Below are 23,149 nucleotides of genomic sequence, written 5' to 3'. Positions count from 1 at the left end.
TTTTCAAACTGCGAAATGTGGCTAAATAAGCTCTCTGGTGATCGTTAGCGTTAGGAAGTGCAGGTGGAGTAGCAGTCATTTGTTGAGAGCAAACAAACTGCTGAAGAGCAAAATTGGATGAGGTGGAATATACTGGATCCCTACCCCCGTAGACCGTTCAACCGTGCACCGTGCAGCTCTAGACCAAATTGAACAGCCCATACACCGTACAACCTGTTACCCTGCTGCCATCCTCACCAACGCTCCTAACCCTTTCCTCCGTTTACATCGTCCTTCTCTCCTTCATCTTGCACACACTCCAAGCTACTCAACTCCTCCCACAGCTAAGCCTCGAATAAAACTTCACCCGTACGCGATACGTCATACCCCTCAAATGCTCGCAGCTCTTGCCTGAACTCCGGGGAACGAAGGATGTGTAAAACCGATTCAATCCAGGCCTCGTTCCCCTGTTTTCTCAGCATGACCAAGTCGTAGCGCTCCTGCACGAGCGGAATGAAATCGACTTGCCCGACAAGGCGAGCGGCCTTCTCTATACCGACACCTACATCGGCTTCGCCGGAGCTGACTTTGGCTGCGACGCCCATATGACTTGTTTCCTCCACCTCATATCCGAGTAGTCCGGTAGCAGAAATCCCGTGTAGCCGTAATTGCTCGTCCAGCAGCACTCTGGCGCCAGATCCCTTTTCCCGATTCGCGAGGCGCAGGTCGGATTGGTTCAGATCGGTCCAGTCGTTCAATTGACGGGGATTCCCGCGTGGAACATATAGACCGGCAGGGCGAGACAACAGATTGACAACGACATAGGACCAGCCTGTTAAAATTTTGCGGATATACGGCAGATTATACTCCCCGGTGTCGCCATCGAGCAGATGAGTGCTGACCAGGTCGGACTCCCCCCGATACATCGAGATTAGCCCATCCAGACTCCCCATGAAAGAGCGCAGTGGACGAATATCCCGGGATTGCTTCTCCATATGACGCATTAGAATATCCAGACTGACATCCTGACCCGTTATAACGAGATGTCGCGCCGCACCCGCGATGTTCTGACTGTAGCTAGCCGAAGAACTAGCGAATGAAGGTGCGGCAATCATTGGAGAAGAGGACGCTATCTTATGATTAGATGTCATCGCATGCTGGGATTCGACATGATCCGTTACTGCGAATGAGCCAGCAACTGGATTATGCTTCTGGACAGCCTCGGTTGAAAGTTGCCCGGTTGTTGTCGTACCCGGCAATGCATTTTGTTGTGCCTGTGCCGGGGATTGGAGTTGCTTGGAACGGCGTTTGTAAGCATCCAGATCGGCGGCATCGATGCGCATCTGTTTGCCCACACGGTAGGCGACAAGGTCTCCCTTTTTGATCAAATCATAGACGGTTAGTTTGGATATTTTAAGCAGCTTGGCTATTTCTTCGGTTGTGTAGGATTGCTCCTCCGTCATTGGTGAAGAACCTCCCTCTATAATATAAAGGCGTTAAAATTTTATATTGAAACCCTATATGTGTGATCCACTCATATTCTAATTCTTATTCCCATCGATACAATGGCGTTTCTTGTACTATACCATTATTTGAAGACACGCATAAACCTGAGAACGTATTATAAAAAGCTGACATATTGTCTCGAATGTAGAATGTGAATAATCTCACCTTCCTATTTCGTGCGTTCTGTGTATAATTATTTATAATCAATTATATCTAGTTATAACTAAACATAATATTAAACATGGAATATGGGGGAGAACGAATGAACAAACGAATTACATATGTGCTTGGAACGATGTGGCTGGGACTGGCGCTTGTACTGGCTGGTTGCGGAGCTGACGCAGACACGAACAAGCAAGATGCAGCGTCTTCCACAAATCAAACAGCTTCTGTACCAGCTACATCTGGTGAAAATACAGCGCCAGCAACGACAGAGCCACAGGAAAAAGTCGAGCTGACGATATCCGCTGCAGCAAGTCTGACCGATGCAATGAAGGAGGTCCAGACGAACTTTGAACAAGCCAATCCCAATATCAGCCTGAGCTTTAACTTCGGTGCGTCCGGTGCATTACAGCAGCAGATCGAACAGGGAGCACCGGCAGATATTTTTGTATCGGCGTCTGCGAAAAATATGAAAGCCTTGGTTGATGAGAACCTGATTGAATCAAGCGACCAGAAGAACCTGCTTCAAAATTCATTGGTAGCTATTGTACCGGCGGATGGGACAAGCGCAGTAACCAGTGAGAAGGATTTAACGAATGATGGTATCAAAACGGTAGCCATTGGCATTCCAGAGAGCGTACCTGCAGGTACTTATGCCAAAGAGGCCCTGACCAATGCGAAGCTTTGGGATCAGCTTGAGAAAAAGCTTGTTCAAGGCAAAGACGTAAGGCAGGTTCTTCAATATGTAGAAACAGGTAATGCGGATGCAGGGTTTGTGTACAAAACCGATGCACTGACTTCCAAGCAGGTAAAGATTGCGTTTGAAGTAGATAAGAACAGTTACACACCTGCCAATTATCCGCTAGGCATCGTCGAAAGTACGAAACACCGCTCAGAAGCTGAACAATTCTATGCTTATCTGCAAACACCTGAAGTGCTTGATATCTTTGCGAAATACGGATTCTCGATTCCGAAATGAACATGACGATGATCGACTGGTCCGCATTCTGGCCTCCAGTGCGTTTATCCCTTCAGGTGGCGCTGTTATCCAGTATTGTAGCGGTCGTAGTGGGTGTAGCGGTTGCCTGGAAAATGTCACGTACTACATTTCGCGGCAAAATTTTTCTGGAGACCGTTCTGATGCTTCCGCTTGTGCTTCCTCCAACGGTGGTTGGATTCTTGCTACTGGTTATTCTAGGTCGGAGAAGTTTGCTCGGACGCTGGATCGAGGCAATCTTTTCGGCCCCTGTCATTTTTTCGTGGTGGGCTGCGGTCATTGCTTCTGTCGTTGTCGCCTTCCCGCTGGTGTATCAGACGATGAAATCCGGTTTTAACGGGGTGGATCGAGACCTGGAGGATGCTGGACGGTCTATCGGAGCAGGTGAATGGCAGGTGTTCCGCTACATTACGTTGCCCCTGGCAGGTAGAGCATTGATGACAGCATTTATTTTGGGCTTTGCCCGCGCGCTGGGGGAGTTTGGCGCAACACTGATGATCGCTGGCAACATTCCGGGCAAAACACAGACGGTGCCAACGGCCATTTACGTCGCTGTGGATTCAGGAAATCGGACGATGGCCTGGGCTTGGACGATATCGATTGTTATCATCTCTTTTCTGATGTTACTTATGACGAGACAGCAGCGCGACAGCAAAGCATCTTTTTAGTTTCTAATTCGTTTCTAAATGGGAAAAATGTGATGAAACCCGCTAAGAGAATTTAATCTCGGATTGCGGGTTTTTATTATGAATCTGATGACATATGTCCTCAAAAGGGATGAAAATGATCATTATGGAAAAGTAAAGCCCTTTTGAGCGAAAAAAAACAAATATTTTCCCGAAATTTTACCTTTCAGCACTCGCTTTCCATGGGCTTGTTCCTGTAAAATAGGAGGTAACTGATTCCAGCCAAGCATTGAAATAAGGAGAGACGACGATGAAGACTAAACCTGATTGCGACATATCGTTGCAAATCGATGATTATCTGGATCTTTTGCATTTTGCCATCCAAATTCAAGATCAGGAATGGCGCCAGTCCCTTATCCAGCAACTCAAAATATTTCAAACGGCACCGGAGCAGCAACATACTCCTGAAGAAGAATTATGGATGAGATTCGATTATATCAACAGCAAACTAACAGGTCTGTGTCATCAGATCCACGCCGCTCATTCTGTGGATGAACGCAAGAAGTTTGAAGAACGTGTCGGCGTTCTGCAACTACAGCGAGTGGAAGTGGCGCGTAAAATCAAATGGGCCAGTCGCAGATAGCACGAAGTGAACAACATTGATACACTACTTTAGAAGTACAACGATGAAAGATCAAATTCAAGAACAAAGCCATTCTCCTGTGCAGTCCGGGAGAGTGGCTTTTTTGCTTATGAATAGAAGCTTTCCCGGTTCATTTCCTCAGCTGTTATTTTCCTGACTGAAGTATGTATTCTGAGGGCATCGAAGCCAAGGAATTCATAGGATATGGGGATTATGCAATTTAACGATATAGGCGCAAGCTGGAGTAACTGACGCTCCCGGCCCGGCATATGCTGTAGCAGGCAAATGCTGATAGGCCGGTTTTTTCTATGGGTGAAGCAGGCCTTAACCGAAAGGAGGAGCACCATGCAGAGTAAAATCGATGAAATAATTAACCATATCGCGCATTCCCACCAGCAGATTGCACGGGTATTGGATGCCAAACGCCAGGTTGCTGTGCGCATGTCGGAGATCATCCACCATTTGCCGGATAACGAGCCGGAGCTGGATGGGGTTGAAGGTTTGCTGGACAGCTCGGGACAGATTAACAAAAGCATTATCTCCTACCTGGGAGGGCTTGCTGATCTGGAAGAAGCTGTGGCTGAGACGCTGACCCAGGTTATGCGGGAGATCGCGGTACAAGAGGAAGAATAAGCCCGGAAGGCGGGTGATGAAACATGAGCAGAGAACAAAGTCTCATTTTGATGCTGGATGCTGCAGCCAAGATGCAGTGGAACATTGCGTTGATTCTGGAAGCCAAAGCCATTGAGGCGGAAAAGGTACGGAATTGGACGCTGAATCATCTGAACGGGGACAGCTTTTTAACTCATGGCGATCAGGTTGGTGAACCGCTTAAAATGCATGAGCAGCTGGTGGAGTTGCTGGAAGGATTAACGCGCATGGAAACGGGACTGTGCAACAACCTTAAAGCCGTGATGGTCCAGAATGACAGCGAAGATGGCGGCGGCATGGACGGGGGCATGTTTGGCGGCATGGATCTCGGGGATCTGGGAAAATGAGTCTGTTGCAGCGTGAGCAGGAGGTCAAACTGGCACTCATCGAATCGATTGCACATAGCCAGCAGGCACTCGCCCGCATTCTGGACAGTGTAGCCAGTGTGTCTTCTCATTCGGAAATATCCGCCCGAAGTCTCGCGGAGAATATACGTCTGCTTAGTCGTTATCAGGAAGAGATGTCTCGCATGATCACGGGGATCAGGCTGACCCGAATTCGCCATGGAGAGCCAGGCCTACCTTGGCTCAAAGACCCCGGATGTGTCGTTCGTACCGCCGGGGACCTACAGGAGGAATGCTGATATGTTAAAAAAGAAGTCCAGATTGAAATCCAAACGTGCTTTATTAGCGCGTGGCGCCCGCTTGCGTAAGATCCGCAAGTTGCGTGCGCTGAAATCGAAACGTGTTGTCCACAAACGTACTGGCAAAGGACGCAGTGCGTGGCTGAAAAAAAAGAAACGTGCGGTGCAGAGGCACCGGAACAAAAAAATTGTTCGACCTGTCGCCCCGGTTACCCCTACCGATCCAAACCCGGACAGCGCGTACAGTCAGGGATACAACGAGGCGTACAACGAGGGATTCAACGCGGGTTTCGCCAAGGGATTCGAGGACGGACATCAACTGGCATACAAAGCGCAGTAATCGATGGAGCTGTTCAAGACACAGCTGATATTGACAATGTTATAAAAGATACAAATGATGCGGATATTTCAGTTAAAGAAAACATCGAATGACAACCATATCTCGATGATTGCTTATGGCGAACATACAGGTTAAGGCTACAGCCCGGAGGGACAGATCCCTCCGGGCTCTTTGCATGACGACAATAGCGGACATGCCCGTGCAGGCGAACATGGAGGGCAGACGCCAATTTTGAGCCTTGCAGGACACCCGTCCATGATGCATCTGACCCCGAGGCATATCCTTTAGAGGGAAGACCAATCTCGTGGAGAGTCAGGAATGAGATCTCCTTGAAGGAAGACAGGGTGAAGAATGTGGCAAAACGAAGACACCGCCCGCTGACTGAAGCGGAGGCGGCCTACCGCGGCGGATATGCAGAAGGCCGCAGGTTTGGCGGCTGTCAGGCCATCATGGAGCGGGTGCAGCCGTTTGAACCGACCATGCGGGACATGAAGGTACTGTATATCCCGCAGGGATTCGATGCCATTGATCAGGGTGTCATTCTGGCACTGCAACAGTCGGTTCGAGAATGCGTTGTTGGATCGCCAGCAGCGATGTTGCAAGAAGCCAGTCAGCACCGGCCTGATGTTGTTCTGGTGATGAACGGCCTGCACGTATTTCCCGAGGATCATCTGGAGCAGGTAAAGGGAATACGTGTACTGGGGATTCGGACGGCCGTGTGGTTTGTCGATGATCCCTATTTCACAGAGGATACCGCAACCATCTGTCAGCATTACGACATCGTGTTTACGCATGAAGAGGCGGCTGTGCCCTTCTACACAAACCAGGGAGCAAGGCGGGTCATTTACATGCCGCTGGCTGTAAATCCAGGCATGTATCATCCGCGCCGCACAGAACCCCAGTTTCAGTACGATATTTGCTTTATTGGCACGGGATTCTGGAACCGGATTGATCTGTTTAATCAGCTTGCGCCTTACCTTGCAGATAAGAAGGTGTTTATTGCCGGAAGTCAGTGGAACCGGTTGGCACGGCTGGATGTACTGGGGCAGTTTATTCACGAAGGGTGGATTAACCCGGAGGCAACCGTCGATTATTACAATGGCGCCAAAATCGTGATTAACGTACACCGAACCTGCGAGAATGGTGAGGATAATCGAAACACCCACCATCTACAAGGACGATCGATCAATCCGCGCACCTATGAGATCGCTGCCTGTGGCACGATGCAGATTACCGATACTCGCGGAGATTTGCCCCGCTATTATCAGCCGGGGTATGACATTGAAACATTTAGCACGGCGGCAGAACTTCAACGCAAGATCCACTATTATCTGCATCATGAAGAAGAGCGCCAGACTATCGCTTGGCGAGGTCTGCTCACCACCATGAATCGTCATACATTTAACCGCCGCATTACCGAGTTGTTAGGACATCTGTAGTTTCCCTTCTGTGAAAGAGAAACATCAGGAAGCAACGTTATCCCAAATAAAAAGGAGTGGCGGTATGCCTATCAAACACCGTAAAACGAGAAAGGTTCATCAACCACCTATACTCAGCCTGGCAGATCAGGCTCGTAAAAATGGACGGCAGGCCGGATTTGACGCAGGCAAAGAAGAAGGGTATCTGCGGGGCCGCGCCAACTATATTGTAAATTGTGCGCAGGAGCCGCTACCTTTCCGGCAACTTCACGTGCTATATGTTTCTTCGGGTAAAGGTTTCCCTTACTCTCCGCTGGATGAGGCCATTATGTCTACGCTTCAGGGGATGGTTGCTCAGGTGACGCTGTCTGATCCCCGTCAGCCGGTCTCTCAAGTTGCGCTGGAAACCCGTCCTGACCTGGTGCTTGTGCTTGACGGGATGGATATCCCTATCGAGCATATCGATGCTATACGCCAAGCGGGCATTCAGACGGCGATCTGGCTCACCGATGATCCGTATTATACCGACATGACTCTGGAGATTGTGAAGCATTATGATCATGTGTTCACACTGGAACTGAATTGTGTAGAACTGTATCGCCAGCATGGCTGTGCATCCGTGCATTATATGCCTTTCGCCGCCTTTACGAACCACTACTTCCCAATTACAACCCCATCCCCACTGAAAAGGGACGTCAGCTTTATCGGCTCGGCATACTGGAACCGCGTGTATTTCTTCAACCCGATTATGCCACAGCTCATGTCGCATAATACCGTCTTTAACGGTATCTGGTGGGATCGATTGCCTGACTATACGGCTTATGGCGAGAAAATTGAGCTGGGTCGCTGGATGAGTCCTCAAGAAACCAATGAAGTTTACAACGGCACCAAAATCGTTATCAATCTGCATCGCTCCCATGAGGATGATTCGGTCAACAATAATCAGATCAAAATTCCGCCAGCTTCACCAAACCCGAGAACGTTCGAGATTGCAGGTAGCACAACATTGCAGTTGACCGATGCACGCGACGATCTGGCTCGTTTCTATAAACCGGGGGTAGAGATCGAAACGTATTCTTCACCGCAAGAGATGATGGAGAAGGTCGAGTATTACCTCACCCATGAGAAAGAGCGGCGCGAAATTGCCCTGCGAGGACTTGAACGGACGTTGAAAGACCACACGTATGACCGAAGAATCAATGAGTTGTTAAGCATTATTTTCCCTTAATCTCGGCCAGGAGGAGGTGTGCACAGTACCCCGTATCTGCTTGTAAGTTGTATACGGGGTCCGTGTGCGGCCATGGCAATGAAACCCAAACTGATGCTGTTTTCCCATGTGTGTAATACCCGCAGTATTACAGGGGCGGAGAAGCTTTTGCTTCATTTTATGAGAGAGATTGGCACGATCTTTGAATGTGTGCTTGTTGCGCCGCAGGAAGGGAAACTTACCGGACTCGCACGAAGGTTTGGCATCCAGGTTCATATATGTAATCTGCCGATGCTTCACGGTGTGTACACACCGTATCAGGGGATTGCACAAGATGCGGAACATCTGCGGAATACACCGGCATTTCAGGATGCGCTCTGGCTGATCCGCAGTCACGAGCCGGATATGGTTTTGACCAATACCTGCGTGAATGTCATGCCTGCTGTAGCGGCAAAATCGCTCGGGATTCCAGTCATCTGGAAAATTACCGAGATTATTCAAACGAATGAGCATACACCCGAAGCGATCCAGATGATTGGGTGGTATGCGGACTGGATTATTGCAATTTCCGAGACAGCGTCTGTGCCGTTCAAACAAGCAGGTATGAGTGACAGGATAACGATTATTCCTCCTACATGGGAGCCTGCTCTGCCTGCACCGGACCGCTGGCTTCACCTGCGTGAGCGAAAACGGTTGGAGCTTAGATTCAAGTCTTCGCATACCTGTATCGGTTATATTTCTTCCTTTATATATGATGCCAAAGGTTTAAAGCCCTTTGTGGATATGGCGCTGAAGCTGTGTGAGACCCATTCACGTTGTCGCTTCTGGATCATTGGCGCACCGTCAGACAAAAAGTATTACGACGAATGTGTTTACCAGGTGAAACGATCCGGGTATTCAAGGCGTTTTACGTTTACCACGTTTGAGGAAAATGTATCGCTGGCTTACTCCGCAATGGATATCGTGGTCATTCCCAGCATGGTCAAAGAAGGCTTTGGCATGACTGCGCTGGAGGGACTTTATTTTGCTAAACCAGTCATCGCTTTTGCCCAGGGTGGTCTCAGTGAATTGATGGAATCCGTAGGCAGCGGTGCATTTCTGGCTCCACCCGGGGATAGCGATGCGCTCGTTACGCTGGCTACGACGTTGCTGAATGATTCCGAGCTTGCTTCCGATACCGGATGGCGTAACCGGACAGAAGCGGAAAAGCTGTACGGAATCGAAACCTACCGGGTGAAGTTGCATACGATGGTCACACAGTGGTTATTGCGTTTTCCCGGATGGTTCACGTATATCCAGCCACCGAGCGGTCCTGTGCTGGCGTGGGGAGAAGGGGGACTGCGTACAGTGCTTAATCCCGATCCGGCCCTTATTCGAACGTTGTTGCTTCCAGAGAGTATTGTACAGCTTCTTCCTCGTTCTTCGTTGCCTCCAGTAACCGTAACACAGCAGGGGGAGGGAGCCGGGAAACCCCGCGAAGAAGATCAACGGACCGAGCCGGAAATTCATGTAGGTAAACGCCGTAAAAGAAAGGTTCCCGCTTCTCGCCGCAAGCTCAAAAAGCTGAAGCGAACGATTCAAACCGGGAAAAAAAGCCGTTTGGCTCGTACTCGTAAAGTGAAAAGGCGGCACACATCAGCCTCGAAGTTGTCCACTCGCAGACGATCTACGAGGAACAAGGGACGTAGCCGGATGGCACGTAAAGGTTCCAAGTCACGGTAATCAAAACCGTTTTTTATACTCGATAAAGCACACGGGTTCCAATATACGACAGAAGGCAGGGATGACGATGAAGATCATGACGGTGCTGGGTACGAGACCTGAGATTATTCGGCTCAGCCTGATCATTTCCAAGCTGGACCAGTATGCGTCCAAACATATTCTGGTGCACACGGGACAGAACTTCACAGAAAGTCTCAGCGGTCTTTTTTTCAAGGAAATGGGTCTGCGTGCCCCGGATTACGTTCTTCAGGATGAAGCCGCCTCATTGGGGCGACAGTTGTCCTCGATGTTTACTCAGATGGAAGATTTGATCCAGCAGGAGAAGCCTGACAAATTGCTCCTGCTTGGTGACACCAACAGCGCTTTGTGTGCGGTACTTGCTGAACGTATGGGCATTCCGGTAATTCATATGGAGGCTGGCAATCGCTGCTTCGATCTGGATGTACCAGAGGAGAAAAACCGCCGCGTGATTGATGCGATCTCGACCATCAACATGCCTTACACCGAACAAAGCAAGAAACATCTTGTCAGTGAAGGCGTGCCCAGCCGCCGCATTGTGCTTACGGGCAATCCGATCTACGAGGTGATGGAACATTACGGTCCGCAGGTCAATGCCAGCAAAATTCTGAAAAAACTCAAGCTGAAGCCCGGACAATATTTTCTCGTTACCGCTCATCGGGCTGAAAATGTCGATCACCCTCCTCATCTGCTGGAGATTATGAAAGGGCTGAATCAAGTCGCGGAGGAACACGGGCAACGCGTGATATGCAGCATTCATCCGCGAACGGCGATTCGCATTGCCGAACATCTGCAGCTGGAGATGCATCCGCTGGTGGAATTCCATGAGCCGTTTGGATTTTTCGACTTTGTCATGCTGGAGCGACATGCACGCTGTGCGCTCACAGACAGCGGAACGGTTCAGGAGGAATGTTGCATCATGGGGGTGCCTACCGTAACGATGCGTCGTACGACAGAACGTCCGGAAACGGTAGACTGTGGCAGCAACGTGGTCTCTGGCCTGGATGCCGCGCGCATTGCGGATTGTGTGAACGTGATGACCAAACTGCCAAATGATTGGGATTGTCCGCAAGGTTACAAGGCAACAGATGTGTCCAGTAAAGTGGTCAAATTTCTGCTTGGAGGGAAAATGCATGTTTGAAAATAAGCGTATAATCGTGACTGGCGGTACGGGATCATGGGGGTATGAGCTTGTCGCTCAACTGTTGCCCCAGCAGCCAAAAGAAATTATTGTGTACTCTCGCAACGAGTCCAGCCAGGTAGCGATGAGTCGTGATTTTGAAGATCCGCGCCTTCATTTCCGCATTGGTGATATTCGTGACAAGGATGCCTTGACGGCGGCCTGCCAGCATGTGGACTATGTTTTCCATCTGGCAGCACTCAAGCATGTGCCGGTATGTGAAGACCAGCCTTATGAAGCACTCAAAACAAACGTGATCGGCACACAGAATGTCATCGAAGCGGCGATTGAAAATAAAGTGAAAAAAGTCATCTATATTTCGACCGACAAAGCGGCCAATCCTTCGAACTTCTATGGAATGACCAAGGCGATCGGTGAGAAATTGATTGTTTATGCGAACCTGCTTCATAGTGATACGAAGTTTGTCACGGTACGGGGCGGCAATGTGCTCGGCACGAACGGCAGTGTAGTTCATCTGTTCAAAAACCAGATTCGCCAAAAAGGTCAGGTATCCATTACGGATATGGGCATGACCCGGTTCTTCCTTACACTTAAGGATGCGATCAAACTTCTGTTCAAAGCCTCGGTAGAAAGTGTTGGCGGTGAAATCTTTGTTATGACGATGCCAACATGCAAGATTGTCGATCTTGCCGAGGTGCTCATTGAAGATTCCGGTGTGGAAAACGTAGCGATTGTAGAACGTGGCGTTCGTCCGGGTGAGAAAATCCATGAAATTCTGATGAGTGAATTCGAGAGCATGACAACGGTTGTCTACGACGAACAGTATCTGGTCATTTTGCCTACGCTCGGCATTCCAGGATTGCGTGAGCATTACACTAACTGCCCACCGGTCCCATACAGTAGCTTTAGTTCCGAGCACCAACTTATGACCAAAGAAGAGATTCGTGAAATTCTGAAGCGCGGAGGGTTTCTATCATGAAGCTGCTGATTCTTGGGGGAAACGGAATGGCCGGCCATATTCTGGTCGACTATTTTCGCCGTCAAGGTGTGCACAGCGTCTTCTACACCACGCGGGACGTGACTGACCCGAACGGGTTGATCCTGGATGTGAATGACAGCTTTATGGTCGACAGGCTTGTAGAAGCAGTGCACCCGGACGTCATCATTAACGCGGTTGGTGTGCTGAACAGCTTCGCGGATGAGGATAAAATTGGCGCCTATCACATCAACGGTTTTCTGCCTCATCGTCTGCGGCGGATGGCCGATTCCATTGGTGCACGCCTAATCCATATCAGCACAGACTGTGTATTCAGCGGTGATCGCGGAGCATATCGGGAGGATGATGTGACAGACGGTACGTCCTCCTATGCGATTACGAAAGCACTCGGTGAGGTGCAGGATGAAGGGCATCTGACGATACGGACGTCCATTATCGGACCTGAAATCCGGCAGGGTGGTATTGGTCTGATGCAGTGGTTTATGTCCAGTACTGGTGAGGTCGGCGGGTACACACGTGTCTTCTGGAATGGGGTAACCACACTTGAGCTTGCCAAATGGGTAGACCATTATCTGGATTCTCCAGTCAGTGGTTTGATCCATCTTGCTCATCCTGCACCCGTCAGCAAACATGACCTGCTTGTGCTGTTCCAGCAAGTCTGGAACAAACAGGATGTGAAGATTATACCGGATGATAGCATGGTTCAGGATCGCACGCTGGTATCCACCCGTGAGGACGTGAAGACAAACCTGCCGGACTATTCAACTATGCTGAAGGAGCTGGCATTATGGATGGAGCAGAGCTGACGGGCAAAAAAGTACTGATTACAGGCGCGTCCGGTTTTACAGGACGACATGCCGTAACCTATTTTCAAGGTGCCGGCGCGGATGTTGTAGCCGTTGTAAGGCGGCCGGCTGTGTATTCGTTTGATGAAAATGTGGGTGTATTCACCTGTGATCTCAATAATAAGGAACAAGTTCGTGAACTGATTCAGGAGATCGAGCCGGATTATGTGCTTCATCTCGCTGGCAAAAACTCGGTACCGGATTCCTGGGCTGATCCACTGTTAGTGCTTGAAACGAACGTAATGGCGGTGCTGTACCTGCTGGATGCTTTACGCATCTGTCCGAAGGCCCGGACGGTGATTGTAGGGTCCAGGCTCAAGTATACGCCGAAACCTGGGCGCATACCCCAGCCACCACATCCATACAGCTTGAGCAAAGCGCTGGAAGAGATGGTGTCGCTATCTTGGAAGTCCCTGTTCGGTCAGCAGATCATGCTGGCCGAACCGGGCAATCTGATTGGTGCCGGGCCCTCTACGGGCATCTGCTCTCTGCTTGCCCGCCATGTGGTTGCTTGTGAGCAGACGGGCAAAACAGAAGCGTTCCGTCTATCCGGGCGCGATAATACACGTGATTTTCTGGATGTACGGGATGCGGTTCGTGCGTATGCTACCTTACTGGTGCATGGCACCAGCGGTACCGTATATCCGGTGGTGTCGGGGGTGGAACGGAGCCTTGGCGAGATCGCTGATCTTCTGATGTCGATGACCGAAGCCAACGTACCGATCCGCTGGGACGGCACTTCATCCGGGCCGGACGGAGCAGGGAAACAGGAGGAAATGTCGGAACTGCGCAAATTGGGCTGGCAACCGCAGATCTCATTTGAGGCATCGCTACGCGATATTTTGAGTGATGTTCGTATCCAGCAAGGGAGGACGACAGGATGAATCCGCGTGTATCCATTGTGATTCCGTTCTACAATTGCCCTTATGTGCCGATGGCGATTCAGAGTGCGCTGGATCAAACCTACCCCGAGGTCGAGGTTATCGTTGTCAATGACGGCTCAACAAGACATGCGGAGCTACTCCAGCCGTATCTGCCCCGGATTAATGTGCTTGGCAAAAGCAACGGCGGCACCGCCTCGGCACTAAACCACGGCATTCGGCATGCCTCGGGTGATTATGTGGCTTGGCTGAGCTCGGATGATTTCTTTTATCCTGACAAAATTCGTTACCAGCTTGAATTCATGCAACGTGAGAATGTGCTGGTCTCGCATACGAATTTTCACTATATCAATGAACATTCGGCGGTGACCAAAATGCATGGCGGGCCCGAGCCGATGTCTGAACTGGATTGTTTACGCCGTTTTAACGGGGGGAATCCGGTCAACGGATGCACGGTCATGATCCGCAAGGATCTGTTCAGCGGCGTAGGGCTGTTTGACGAACTGTTGCCTTATACCCATGATCTGGATCTCTGGCTGCGAATGCTACTTAACGGTCATCGCTTCCCTTACCTGAACGAGCCTTTAACGGCGTATCGCTGGCATGGGGGGATGGGGTCGGTGCGTCATGCGGACGTGATCGGCAGAGAAGCGTCCATGGTCTGGTCGAGGTATCGCGAACCGTTGCTGCAGCGTATTGCTGCGCTTGGCGGGTAGCGATGGAGGCCGTTATGAAGCCGCGCTGCGTGCTGATTAACGGCTTCTTTGGCGCAGCCTTTTGTGAGAGAGAGAAAGGTTAGGGAACGGGACGTACGCATAATCATGAGCTCTATGGTGCATGAGGATGCCGGGGGCTGTGACGGTTCTGCAATACGCTGCAAAATGTACGTTCACCCTGTTGTGAATGCCCGATACTGCTGGTTGAAACCTTCATATACTGGAGGAGACGCAAGAGTTTGCTTTGCACAGATTTGAGAAGGAAGGGGATGCCCGGATGGAGCCAAAGGTATCGATCGTGATTCCTTTTTATAATTGTCCATATATCGAGCAGGCCGTTCATAGCGCCCTTCATCAGACGTATCCGCATATTGAAGTGATCGTGGTGGATGATGGATCGACCCAACATGTAGAGCGGCTCCAGCCCTTTATGGATGAGATTCATTACATTCGTAAAGAGAATGGCGGCACAGCGACCGCGCTCAACGAAGGCATCAAACATGCGACAGGGGACTATTTTGTCTGGCTCAGCTCGGATGATGTGATGCTGCTGAACCGGGTGGAAAAACAGTTAAAATTCATGCTCGATGTCAAGGCTTCGTTCTGTCACGGGGCGTATCATTACATCAATGAACATGGCGAATGGCTGGATACGGTGCAGCCCGAGGTGGGAAGCCGTCTGGAAATGCTGCAGGTATTGATGGAAGGCTGCCCGATTAATGGCTGTACCGTAATGGTGGAGATGGAGGCGTTTGAGCGCTTTGGAGTGTTCGACACGGATTTTCGGTATACGCATGATTATGAGATGTGGCTGAGGCTGTTCCCGCTGTATGAGCTATTTTATTTCAATGAACCGCTGATGTGTTACCGGCTGCACGAGTCAATGGGCACGAAACGTCATTTCAAGGAACTGGTTGCGGAGATGGAACGTGTTCAGGAGAAGCACCGTCCAATCCTGCTTAACTTGCTACACGTTGGCGGGTACTGGAAATGATGGATGGTGCGGTTGTAGGTCTATCTAGCAGAGTAACATGCATCATTAGGATGAGTAGCTGAAATAGGGAACATGGGGAGCGAACACCTGAGTAGCAATGGTTTGGATGCTAAAGGGTGCACGCTCTTCTTCTTTTTTTTCCTGTATAATGAACAGTGACATGTACATAGAAGGGAATGAATGATGCGCAGATATCAATATCGGATAACCAGACTATTAACTAATGATAATGGAGGTTAACGTATTGATTACCGAATTACACACGACAAGACTACATTTACGTCAAATGAAAGCATCCGACTCTACTGATCTGTTTCAGGTATGGTCCGATCCAGCGGTCGCCAGATTTATGAATATTTCCCCGTTCTCGGATGAAAAACAAGCGCGAGAGATCTTACGAGAGAGCAGGAAGTGTAGCAGGATCAGGATTAAGACCAGAAGATGCGTTTAATGATCTGTATATGTATTCGAAGTTGGCATCCGATTAAGGAGACTTGATGTAAGAATGCAGGGATGATTCGAGAAAAAGAGAGAAAAAAGTAGAAAGTAGAAAGTAGAATAGCAAAGATAAAGCATTAAGTATAAAAAGAGTTTAAGTATTTTACTGGATACAAAAAAGAAGCTGCAGATTTAGAGCTGTGGCTTCTTTTAGTAAATGCCTGCACATTAGCCTTGAAGAGGATACAAGACCTTAATCTGTTAGTCCTTTTCATTCAGAATAACCATGGATACCGGATCGGGAAATACATATCCTTTCGGAAGCTTTTGCATCAGGGTGTTCATGGTCTCGTAGTCCACCTCAATGTGAGGCGTGGAGACGGGGACGGAAAACCAGCGATTATACAGATCGCTTGGAACAAGCAGGGTCATGTCGAAAGTCCTCCTCTATAGATGGCTTCTTGATACACATGCAACGTACGCAGTCCCATTTCTTCCAGAGAACGATGCTGTTCAGCCCAGGATTTGGCGGCGGCTCCTACCTTTCTGCGGGTTATATCATCTTCAAGCAGTGCGTGCAGCAACTCGCTGAGTGAATCGGCATCCTGCGTGGGAACGACCCAACCGGTGTGCCCCGGTTCGACCATTTCGGGCATGCCTGCTGTACCACTGACGATAACAGGGACACCTGCAAGCTGCGCTTCGGTAACGGAAAAGGGCTGTGTATCCTGAAGGCTGGGTTGTACATAGATATCGGCATGTTTGAGGAAAGAAGGGATGTTGTCCAGCTTGCCCCAGAATACGATATCGGACGCAATGCCAGCCGCGGAAGCCTGGCCACGCAACTCTTCCAGCAGATTTCCTTCTCCGGCAATCCAACATATCCAATCCGAACGTCTTTTCTTTAGGGTAGCAAGAGCTTTGATTAGTACATGTACGCCTTTGATATATTCCAGTCTTCCGGTAAAAGCAATAACCTTTTTGCCCGCAGGTGCACGATGGGGGAACCTGGCAGTCGCGGCTTTGCGATAAGCCTTCAGATCAACAGCATACGGAATCTGTCTGAATTTGGACTCCGGCACGCCGAGTTCAGTCACCGTGCTTTTGATCCAATGGCTCGATACGAGAATCAGCTCAGACAGTGCCGCGCTTCGTTCCTCCAGAGAGAGGAAATAACGTCCGCGTTTAGATTGCAGATAGGAAGATAATGTAAGATGCGGGTTGGAGTTTTGCTCATCATAAAAAGCTTCGCGGGCAAGAGCTCCATGGTAACTTGTAACGAGAGGTATGTTCCGCTTCATAATCCGTTTGATGGCTACCGCTGCAACAGGGTCTTGTGCATGAATAACGTCATAATGCTCCACGCCAAGATAGGAAGCAGCCATCTCAAAAGCATATCTGTTCAATTCGTAATAGGCCAGCAGTGAGTCAGCTGTGAATTGTGGCAGGTCCGTTGGGTTAAGCTTGGCTTGCAGCATAGGCCATACCAGGTCTTTCGAGAATGAACGATTGAGATTACGGACATAGACTTCATTTCTGGCGCTGTTTGTGCCCATGATGTCCACTTCAACACCGAGGGTAGCGAGACGGTCGGCGAGTTGTTTAATATATGTCCAGATGCCTCCCATATGTGTTAGTTCCCAATACGTAACGAGCAGAACTCTCATAACGACCTCCTTGTCGCGGCCTGCACAGGCCGAACTCCTATCCTGTTATTCTATGAAATAAGCGGGAGTTCAGGTCGGGCATCCGTTGCAATCCTTAAAATTAGGTGACTGTACATGCCAATGGACGAGAAGAAACATATTCTGTCTACAGGGAGAATTGCGAAGATTCAGGCTCCGCAGGAGGGATACAAAATGGCCGTATATATTGTCCAGATGCATGAGAATGTGCTTCAGACGTTTATTCCTGTGAAATACATGGATGTGGAAGTTGCTTATGTTGGAGATGGGGAAGGAACAGATGTATACGTTGGAGTAGGCGGAATTTACGGAGAAATGTACCGGAACTTATTTCATGTAAACCCGGGCTCCGGGGCGGTAGCCAATCGTTATGTCATTCGTAATCTGAATGTGTCCGGCGAAATCTATGAGTTGAAAATCATAAGTAATAGCTCTGTACCCAACCATCTGTTGATTCGAATCTATTGTCGCAACGGGGACGGACAGCTCATCGGCGTATTGTCGGAACATCAAATGATCAAACTTGCGGATTAATGTGTACACAACGACAAGGAGCAGGCGAGGGGCCTGGTCCTTTTTTTGTCGATTTTTTTATATATTGGTGCCTTGAAAAATAGCTTGACAGCAAAGGTATTTTCATTACAATTAAACCAGTATAAAACGAAAGTTTAAAACAATGATTTAAAACGATGGTTTGAACAATCGTCATTATAGGCAGTCCACAGGCCGGGTCATCCTGATGCCATTGCGACGCCGGAAAAGAGAGTGAGTGCGTGAAACAACAAACATCAGTACTACAGGCGACAGAAGAATTTTCAATCAAAACAATTATTCTGCCGCTTCTATCGATTATCGTCGGCATGATTATGGTCATTCTGGATAGCACGGTTGTTAACGTAGCTATTCCAAACCTGGTACAGTACTTCGAGACAGACCTGAAGACCATTCAATGGACGGTTACAGGGTATACGCTGGCTTTGTCCGCTGTGATTCCACTAGCAGGATGGCTGACCGACCGTTTCGGAGCCAAAAGAGTATTTTTATTCACTATTGCCATGTTTACGCTTGGCTCTGTATTGTGTTCGATTGCTCAATCACCGGAGCAGCTGATTTTATTCCGTGTCATTCAAGGACTTGGCGGAGGGATGGTTGCTCCAATCGGGATGGCTATGGTGTTTCGTCTGGCTCCGCCGGAACGCAGAGGGTCCATTATGGGTATGCTCGGTATTCCGATGCTGCTTGCACCTGCGCTCGGTCCGGTATTGTCCGGCTGGTTTATTGAATCGGTCAGCTGGCACTGGATTTTCCTGATTAATCTGCCAATTGGTATTGCGGCTTTCCTTCTGTGTGTTCGATTCTTGCCGGATACCGACCGTGGCCGCACACCTGCTCTGGATCTGCTGGGTATGATTCTTGCACCAATTGCTTTCTCCATGCTCGCTTACGGTGTAAGTGAAGGCGGCACGAGCTGGACGTCCGCGACCACACTTACGGGCGTTATTGTCGGCGGAGTAGCGCTGATCCTGTTTATTATCGTAGAGCTTCGTCAAAAGAATCCGTTGCTTGAGCTTCGGGTGTTTGCCTCTTCCGATTTCTCCAGAGGTATTGTCCTTGCTTGGGTAGCCCAAGTAGCTTTGTTCGGCTCCATGATTCTGATCCCGCTCTATTTGCAACAGATCAAAGGATACACCGCATTGGAGACAGGACTTATCCTGTTGCCTCAAGCGCTGGCTTCCGGGATTTCTATGCCACTTGGTGGCCGATTGTTTGACAAGATTGGAGCAAGACCGCTGGCCTTTGTAGGTCTGGGTATTATCTCAGGAGCGTTGTTTATTTTGTCCAGCATTACAGCAACAACAGGGCTTGGTCTTATTATTACGGCTCTCCTTATGATGGGCTTTGGTATGGGCTTGTCCATGATGCCACTAAACACACACGTACTGAATGCGGCTCCGCGTAAACTGGTGGCACGTGTAACACCATTGACTGCTGCTGCGCAGCAGGTCGTTGTATCCTTTGCGGTAGCGGGTCTTACCGGTTTTCTTACCTCTCGTGTAACAAGTAACACAATGGGTACGGAGAAAGCGGATATCGTAAACGGACTGGTGAGCGGATTCAATGATACGTTTTTCCTCGCAGCGTGTATTGCGCTGTTCGGTTGTGTGCTGAGTCTAATTCTGCGCAAACCGAAGCGTATGGCTGAACCTGAACCGGAATTGCAGACAGGAGATAGCCCTGACCCTGCAATGATGATGGGACATTAATACTTTCTAATATATAACAAGTCGAAGGCAGTCCAGAAGCGTATGCTCTGGACTGCCTTTTTGAATACCCAATTCTCGATAGTCGTCAATGAAAAATTCTCAAAGCCGTCATCATTTCGCGGAAAGAGGTTGCGTATCGGTCGGGTGAAAAGGACAGGCTCAGATGTTGTCTTCCCTGGATACGGATATATTCTCGCAGTTTTTTGTTGTTCATCAGCTCCATAGCTTCTTCTACTGCGGATTGCACGTTGCCGATCGGATAGAATTTACCCGTTTTGTTGTGAGTAATAAATGAACGAACGCCATCCGAATCTGTACTGAGTACTGGGCAACCACAGCTAATGGCTTCGGCTACGGCATAACCAAAACCTTCGACTAAAGAAGTGGATAACATAATCCCCCCTGAAGCAGCAATCATAGAGTAGAAGGTTGGCATCTCCGAGTGGGGAACGTTCACAAAGATCCCGATGCGATCTTCTAATCCATACTCGGCGAGCATATGCCGAAACATGACCTCATCTTCCGGATTAGCCAAGGTGGGATCGTGGAAGAGCCATAGTCTGGCCTTTGGTTTCTTTTTCATAATCGCATGGGAAATTTCGAGGAACTCACGCCAGTTTTTGTTGTGCTCCAGACGTCCGACCCACGCAAGAACCGGGTAGGGCGGAGTATCCACAGCGATTGGGGCAAAAGCATCCGTATCCAGCATGTTGGGAATGACAAAACGATGAAGCCAAGGGCAAATATGGATGAACATATCTAGCAAATGATCGGTTGGCGGTATTACAGCAGCATCGCAATGAGCCCGTAGGTAAGGGATTGCCATTTTAATTGTTTCCAGTGCCTGTTCCCGGGTACCAAGGCCCTGTGCCTCAAAAATAATACGCCCTTTGTAACCGAGACCTCTTAAACGGCCAGGCATGGCAATATCCGAAGTGGTAATAATAGCATCATAATGCTCGGTATGGATCAGATGATGTATATCCTGGTCACTGGAGGCGGTGAAAATACGAGTATCGCTGTTATTCTGCAAGCCTGAGCCTGTATTCAAATACAATAGATGGGCCTCTATGCCATGACGTTTCAATACAGCGGTTCGCAGTCGGTTGAGCGTATCAACACCGCCGCTGGGAACATAAAACGTGAACAATACTTTCACACGATTCACCCTCTGACTTTTGGTCAGGAGCACATTCTCCTGTACTGTATGTTACGTATGGCACCAGAGTGGGGTGTGGGTATAATGCTGGATGTTCACAATTTAGACAAAAAAAATTAAGCTTTATTTTAAGTGTTCTTAAGCTGAGGTTAGCGTACATGCCATATCATACAAGGAACTTCCCATGTTGTGTTTAATTGCGCTTCATGGGCATTTTTAACGGGAAAGGATGAAGGACGTGCTCGAAGTGAGACAGGTGAGCAAAGTGTACGAGGGCCAGCGCGGTGTGCACCAATTGGACTTCACCATGGAGCGAGGCGAGATCGTTGGATTTTTGGGACCCAACGGTGCTGGAAAAACGACGACGATGCGAATGATTACAGGGTACTTGCATCCCGGTGAAGGCTCGGTGCTGGTCGATGGTGTATCGGTGCATGATCAGGGGCGAAGTGTTCGCTCGAAGATCGGGTATCTTCCCGAAACGCCGCCGCTTTATCCGGATATGACGGTGCAGTCATATCTTAAATTTGTCGCTAAACTGAGGGACGTCCCGGCGCGTGAGGTCAAACTTCGGATTAGTGAGATGGTCAGCAGGCTGGGATTGCAGGGCAGGGAAAAACAACTGGTGCGCGGATTATCCAAAGGTTATAAACAACGGCTGGGATTAGCAGGAGCGATCATACATAAGCCAGACCTGCTGGTGCTGGATGAACCTACCTCTGGACTTGATCCGAACCAGATTATCGAAATTCGGGATTTGATTCGGGAATTGGGTGAAAATCATACCGTGTTACTCAGCACGCATATTTTGCCTGAGGTAAGCACACTATGTAACCGAATGCTGATTATTAATCAAGGGAGGCTTGTGCTCGATGGATCTCCGCAGGAACTTGGGTCTGCAGTGGGGGATCGTTTCAAAGTGTCCCTTGAAGTCAAAGCAACGGAGCAACAACTGCTACAGGTATTGAATCCTTGGGAGAAGGCTAAAAGTGAAATCATTACAATATCATCAACGTCTTCATTGACTTCATCCTCTGACGATACAACATCTCATGTACCTTCTACTGTTCACGTAAGACTCACCGGGGACACGTCCGAGGATTTCCGGGAAGAGCTGTTTTATCTGTTATCGGGTGCAGGTTTGCCTATTCTGGAGATGAAACGCGAGAACCTGAGCTTGGAGCAAATATTCCTGAAGTTAACAACATCCGAACCTGTCGGAACGGAGGATGTAGCTAATCCTACAGAACATACCCAGAATGTCGATCAACTGAAGACAAGCACCTCCCGAGAGGCATCTTCCGATAAGCATGAAGAGACGGGGGATCATGATGCAGCAGACACGCAGGACGTGTCTGATCCTAAAACTTCGCGTTCGGATTCAGGGGAGGGAAGCCAATGAGACGAATGATGGCGATCTGTAATAAGGAGCTACAGGCGTATTTCCTGTCACCAACCTCTTATTTTGTTTTTGCCGTATACGTGCTGATGACGAGTCTGTTGTTTTACTCCAGCTTCGTATATGTTCAGCCGAGCATTGTAGACTACCGCCTTGTCTTGGGGGATACGTTGTCCATGTTGCTTTTTGTCGTGCCATTGTTGACGATGCGACTCGTTGCGGAGGAGTTCAGGCAGGGAACGGACGAGTTGTTGCTGACTTCGCCTACACGAGTAACTGAGATTGTTTTTGGAAAATATTTGGCTTCACTCGCCATTTTGCTCGTGCTCATTTTGTGCAGTCTGGTGTATCCATTTATCATGTCTTTCTACGGGAAACTGGATCTGACATCCGTCTGGTTGTCTGCCCTTGGTTTGTTCTTCCTCGGGGCGAGCATGATGGCGATTGGACTATTTGCTTCCACGTTATCGCAGCATCAGATGGTATCTGCGGTGGCGGGTTTTATTATGTTGCTCGTTTTGTGGATGCTTGATTCATTTGCAGGCAATACGGGCTCTGCTTTGCAGAAGTGGCTTGATCCGTTTGCGCTGACGAGGCACTTTGACAATTTTACCAAAGGTGTGCTCAGCGGACCGGATGTTCTATACTATGTCACACTTACGGGTGTGTTTTTATTGTTAAGTATTCAAATTGTGGAACGGAAGCGGTGGAGGTGAGA

24 protein-coding genes are annotated in these 23,149 nt (G+C 49.2%); 20 read left to right on the top strand and 4 right to left on the bottom strand.

The window, feature by feature from the left end; translation table 11 throughout:
- Nucleotides 1-323 precede the first annotated feature (323 nt).
- Nucleotides 324-1,442: a substrate-binding domain-containing protein gene (locus Q9R46_RS27145; protein WP_311282471.1), complete on the bottom strand. Its 1,119-nt coding sequence runs from the start codon at nt 1,440-1,442 to the stop codon at nt 324-326.
- Nucleotides 1,443-1,747: 305 nt separating this feature from the next.
- Here Q9R46_RS27145 and modA point away from each other — a divergent pair, with 305 nt between their 5' ends.
- From modA to Q9R46_RS27065, 16 genes are all read left to right on the top strand, one after another.
- Nucleotides 1,748-2,626, top strand: coding sequence for a molybdate ABC transporter substrate-binding protein (modA, locus tag Q9R46_RS27140; protein ID WP_311282470.1), 879 nt, complete (start codon nt 1,748-1,750; stop codon nt 2,624-2,626).
- A 2-nt stretch (nt 2,627-2,628) separates the two neighbouring features.
- Complete coding sequence (gene modB, locus Q9R46_RS27135) at nt 2,629-3,312, top strand: molybdate ABC transporter permease subunit (protein WP_311282472.1); 684 nt, start codon at nt 2,629-2,631, stop codon at nt 3,310-3,312.
- A gap of 268 nt (nt 3,313-3,580) precedes the next feature.
- A complete protein-coding gene (locus Q9R46_RS27130) occupies nt 3,581-3,913 on the top strand; it encodes a hypothetical protein (RefSeq protein WP_090919294.1) in 333 nt (110 codons plus the stop codon).
- 345 nt (nt 3,914-4,258) lie between these two features.
- A complete protein-coding gene (locus tag Q9R46_RS27125; RefSeq protein WP_090919291.1) occupies nt 4,259-4,546 on the top strand; it encodes a nucleoside-diphosphate sugar epimerase in 288 nt (95 codons plus the stop codon).
- 23 nt (nt 4,547-4,569) lie between these two features.
- Nucleotides 4,570-4,911 carry an alpha-helical endospore appendage domain-containing protein gene (locus Q9R46_RS27120; RefSeq protein ID WP_145335438.1) on the top strand — a complete coding sequence of 114 codons (342 nt, stop codon included), beginning with the start codon at nt 4,570-4,572 and terminating at the stop codon, nt 4,909-4,911.
- Nucleotides 4,908-5,207 (top strand): hypothetical protein, encoded by a 300-nt coding sequence (locus Q9R46_RS27115; protein WP_145335436.1) that lies wholly within the window; start codon nt 4,908-4,910, stop codon nt 5,205-5,207. The genes Q9R46_RS27120 and Q9R46_RS27115 overlap by 4 nt, the downstream gene beginning before the upstream one ends.
- A gap of 1 nt (nt 5,208) precedes the next feature.
- Nucleotides 5,209-5,547 carry a hypothetical protein gene (locus tag Q9R46_RS27110; protein WP_145335434.1) on the top strand — a complete coding sequence of 113 codons (339 nt, stop codon included), beginning with the start codon at nt 5,209-5,211 and terminating at the stop codon, nt 5,545-5,547.
- A 344-nt stretch (nt 5,548-5,891) separates the two neighbouring features.
- Entirely contained in the window at nt 5,892-6,986 is a 1,095-nt protein-coding gene (locus Q9R46_RS27105) for a CgeB family protein (RefSeq protein ID WP_311282469.1), read from the top strand.
- A gap of 64 nt (nt 6,987-7,050) precedes the next feature.
- Entirely contained in the window at nt 7,051-8,193 is a 1,143-nt protein-coding gene (locus Q9R46_RS27100) for a CgeB family protein (RefSeq protein WP_311282468.1), read from the top strand.
- An 18-nt stretch (nt 8,194-8,211) separates the two neighbouring features.
- A complete protein-coding gene (locus Q9R46_RS27095) occupies nt 8,212-9,894 on the top strand; it encodes a glycosyltransferase family 4 protein (protein WP_311282467.1) in 1,683 nt (560 codons plus the stop codon).
- Nucleotides 9,895-9,961: 67 nt separating this feature from the next.
- Nucleotides 9,962-11,053 (top strand): non-hydrolyzing UDP-N-acetylglucosamine 2-epimerase, encoded by a 1,092-nt coding sequence (gene wecB / locus Q9R46_RS27090; RefSeq protein WP_090919756.1) that lies wholly within the window; start codon nt 9,962-9,964, stop codon nt 11,051-11,053.
- On the top strand, nt 11,046-12,032 hold the full coding sequence (locus tag Q9R46_RS27085; RefSeq protein WP_311282466.1) for a polysaccharide biosynthesis protein: 987 nt from the start codon (nt 11,046-11,048) through the stop codon (nt 12,030-12,032). The genes wecB and Q9R46_RS27085 overlap by 8 nt, the downstream gene beginning before the upstream one ends.
- A complete protein-coding gene (locus Q9R46_RS27080) occupies nt 12,029-12,856 on the top strand; it encodes a dTDP-4-dehydrorhamnose reductase family protein (protein ID WP_145335428.1) in 828 nt (275 codons plus the stop codon). The genes Q9R46_RS27085 and Q9R46_RS27080 overlap by 4 nt, the downstream gene beginning before the upstream one ends.
- On the top strand, nt 12,838-13,779 hold the full coding sequence (locus tag Q9R46_RS27075; protein WP_311282465.1) for an NAD-dependent epimerase/dehydratase family protein: 942 nt from the start codon (nt 12,838-12,840) through the stop codon (nt 13,777-13,779). The genes Q9R46_RS27080 and Q9R46_RS27075 overlap by 19 nt, the downstream gene beginning before the upstream one ends.
- A complete protein-coding gene (locus tag Q9R46_RS27070; protein WP_311282464.1) occupies nt 13,776-14,492 on the top strand; it encodes a glycosyltransferase in 717 nt (238 codons plus the stop codon). Before Q9R46_RS27075 ends, Q9R46_RS27070 begins: the two co-directional genes overlap by 4 nt.
- A gap of 277 nt (nt 14,493-14,769) precedes the next feature.
- On the top strand, nt 14,770-15,486 hold the full coding sequence (locus Q9R46_RS27065; protein WP_145414976.1) for a glycosyltransferase: 717 nt from the start codon (nt 14,770-14,772) through the stop codon (nt 15,484-15,486).
- 699 nt (nt 15,487-16,185) lie between these two features.
- On the opposite strand, the gene Q9R46_RS27055 is transcribed toward Q9R46_RS27065, so the two are convergent.
- Entirely contained in the window at nt 16,186-16,356 is a 171-nt protein-coding gene (locus tag Q9R46_RS27055; RefSeq protein WP_311282463.1) for a hypothetical protein, read from the bottom strand.
- Nucleotides 16,353-17,591: a glycosyltransferase family 4 protein gene (locus Q9R46_RS27050; protein WP_311282462.1), complete on the bottom strand. Its 1,239-nt coding sequence runs from the start codon at nt 17,589-17,591 to the stop codon at nt 16,353-16,355. The genes Q9R46_RS27055 and Q9R46_RS27050 overlap by 4 nt, the downstream gene beginning before the upstream one ends.
- Nucleotides 17,592-17,705: 114 nt before the next feature.
- Between Q9R46_RS27050 and Q9R46_RS27045 the strand changes: the two genes are divergently transcribed.
- Together Q9R46_RS27045 and Q9R46_RS27040 are read left to right on the top strand one after the other, a co-directional pair.
- Complete coding sequence (locus tag Q9R46_RS27045) at nt 17,706-18,143, top strand: hypothetical protein (protein WP_311282461.1); 438 nt, start codon at nt 17,706-17,708, stop codon at nt 18,141-18,143.
- A gap of 239 nt (nt 18,144-18,382) precedes the next feature.
- Nucleotides 18,383-19,873 carry a DHA2 family efflux MFS transporter permease subunit gene (locus tag Q9R46_RS27040; RefSeq protein WP_397386427.1) on the top strand — a complete coding sequence of 497 codons (1,491 nt, stop codon included), beginning with the start codon at nt 18,383-18,385 and terminating at the stop codon, nt 19,871-19,873.
- Between the two features lie 85 nt (nt 19,874-19,958).
- Here the strand turns inward: Q9R46_RS27040 and Q9R46_RS27035 are convergent, their stop codons facing one another.
- On the bottom strand, nt 19,959-21,032 hold the full coding sequence (locus Q9R46_RS27035; protein ID WP_311282460.1) for a glycosyltransferase family 4 protein: 1,074 nt from the start codon (nt 21,030-21,032) through the stop codon (nt 19,959-19,961).
- Nucleotides 21,033-21,270: 238 nt separating this feature from the next.
- On the opposite strand from Q9R46_RS27035, the gene Q9R46_RS27030 reads away from it, so the two are divergent.
- Complete coding sequence (locus tag Q9R46_RS27030) at nt 21,271-22,434, top strand: ABC transporter ATP-binding protein (RefSeq protein WP_311282459.1); 1,164 nt, start codon at nt 21,271-21,273, stop codon at nt 22,432-22,434.
- Entirely contained in the window at nt 22,431-23,147 is a 717-nt protein-coding gene (locus tag Q9R46_RS27025) for an ABC transporter permease subunit (protein WP_145414970.1), read from the top strand. The genes Q9R46_RS27030 and Q9R46_RS27025 overlap by 4 nt, the downstream gene beginning before the upstream one ends.
- The last annotated feature ends 2 nt before the right edge of the window (nt 23,148-23,149 follow it).

The sequence above is a fragment of the Paenibacillus sp. RRE4 genome, assembly GCF_031844205.1.
Classification (GTDB): Bacteria; Bacillota; Bacilli; order Paenibacillales; family Paenibacillaceae; genus Paenibacillus; species Paenibacillus xylanexedens_B.
Note: the sequence above shows the minus strand (reverse complement) of the source record. Positions and strands in the feature narration are given on the sequence as shown.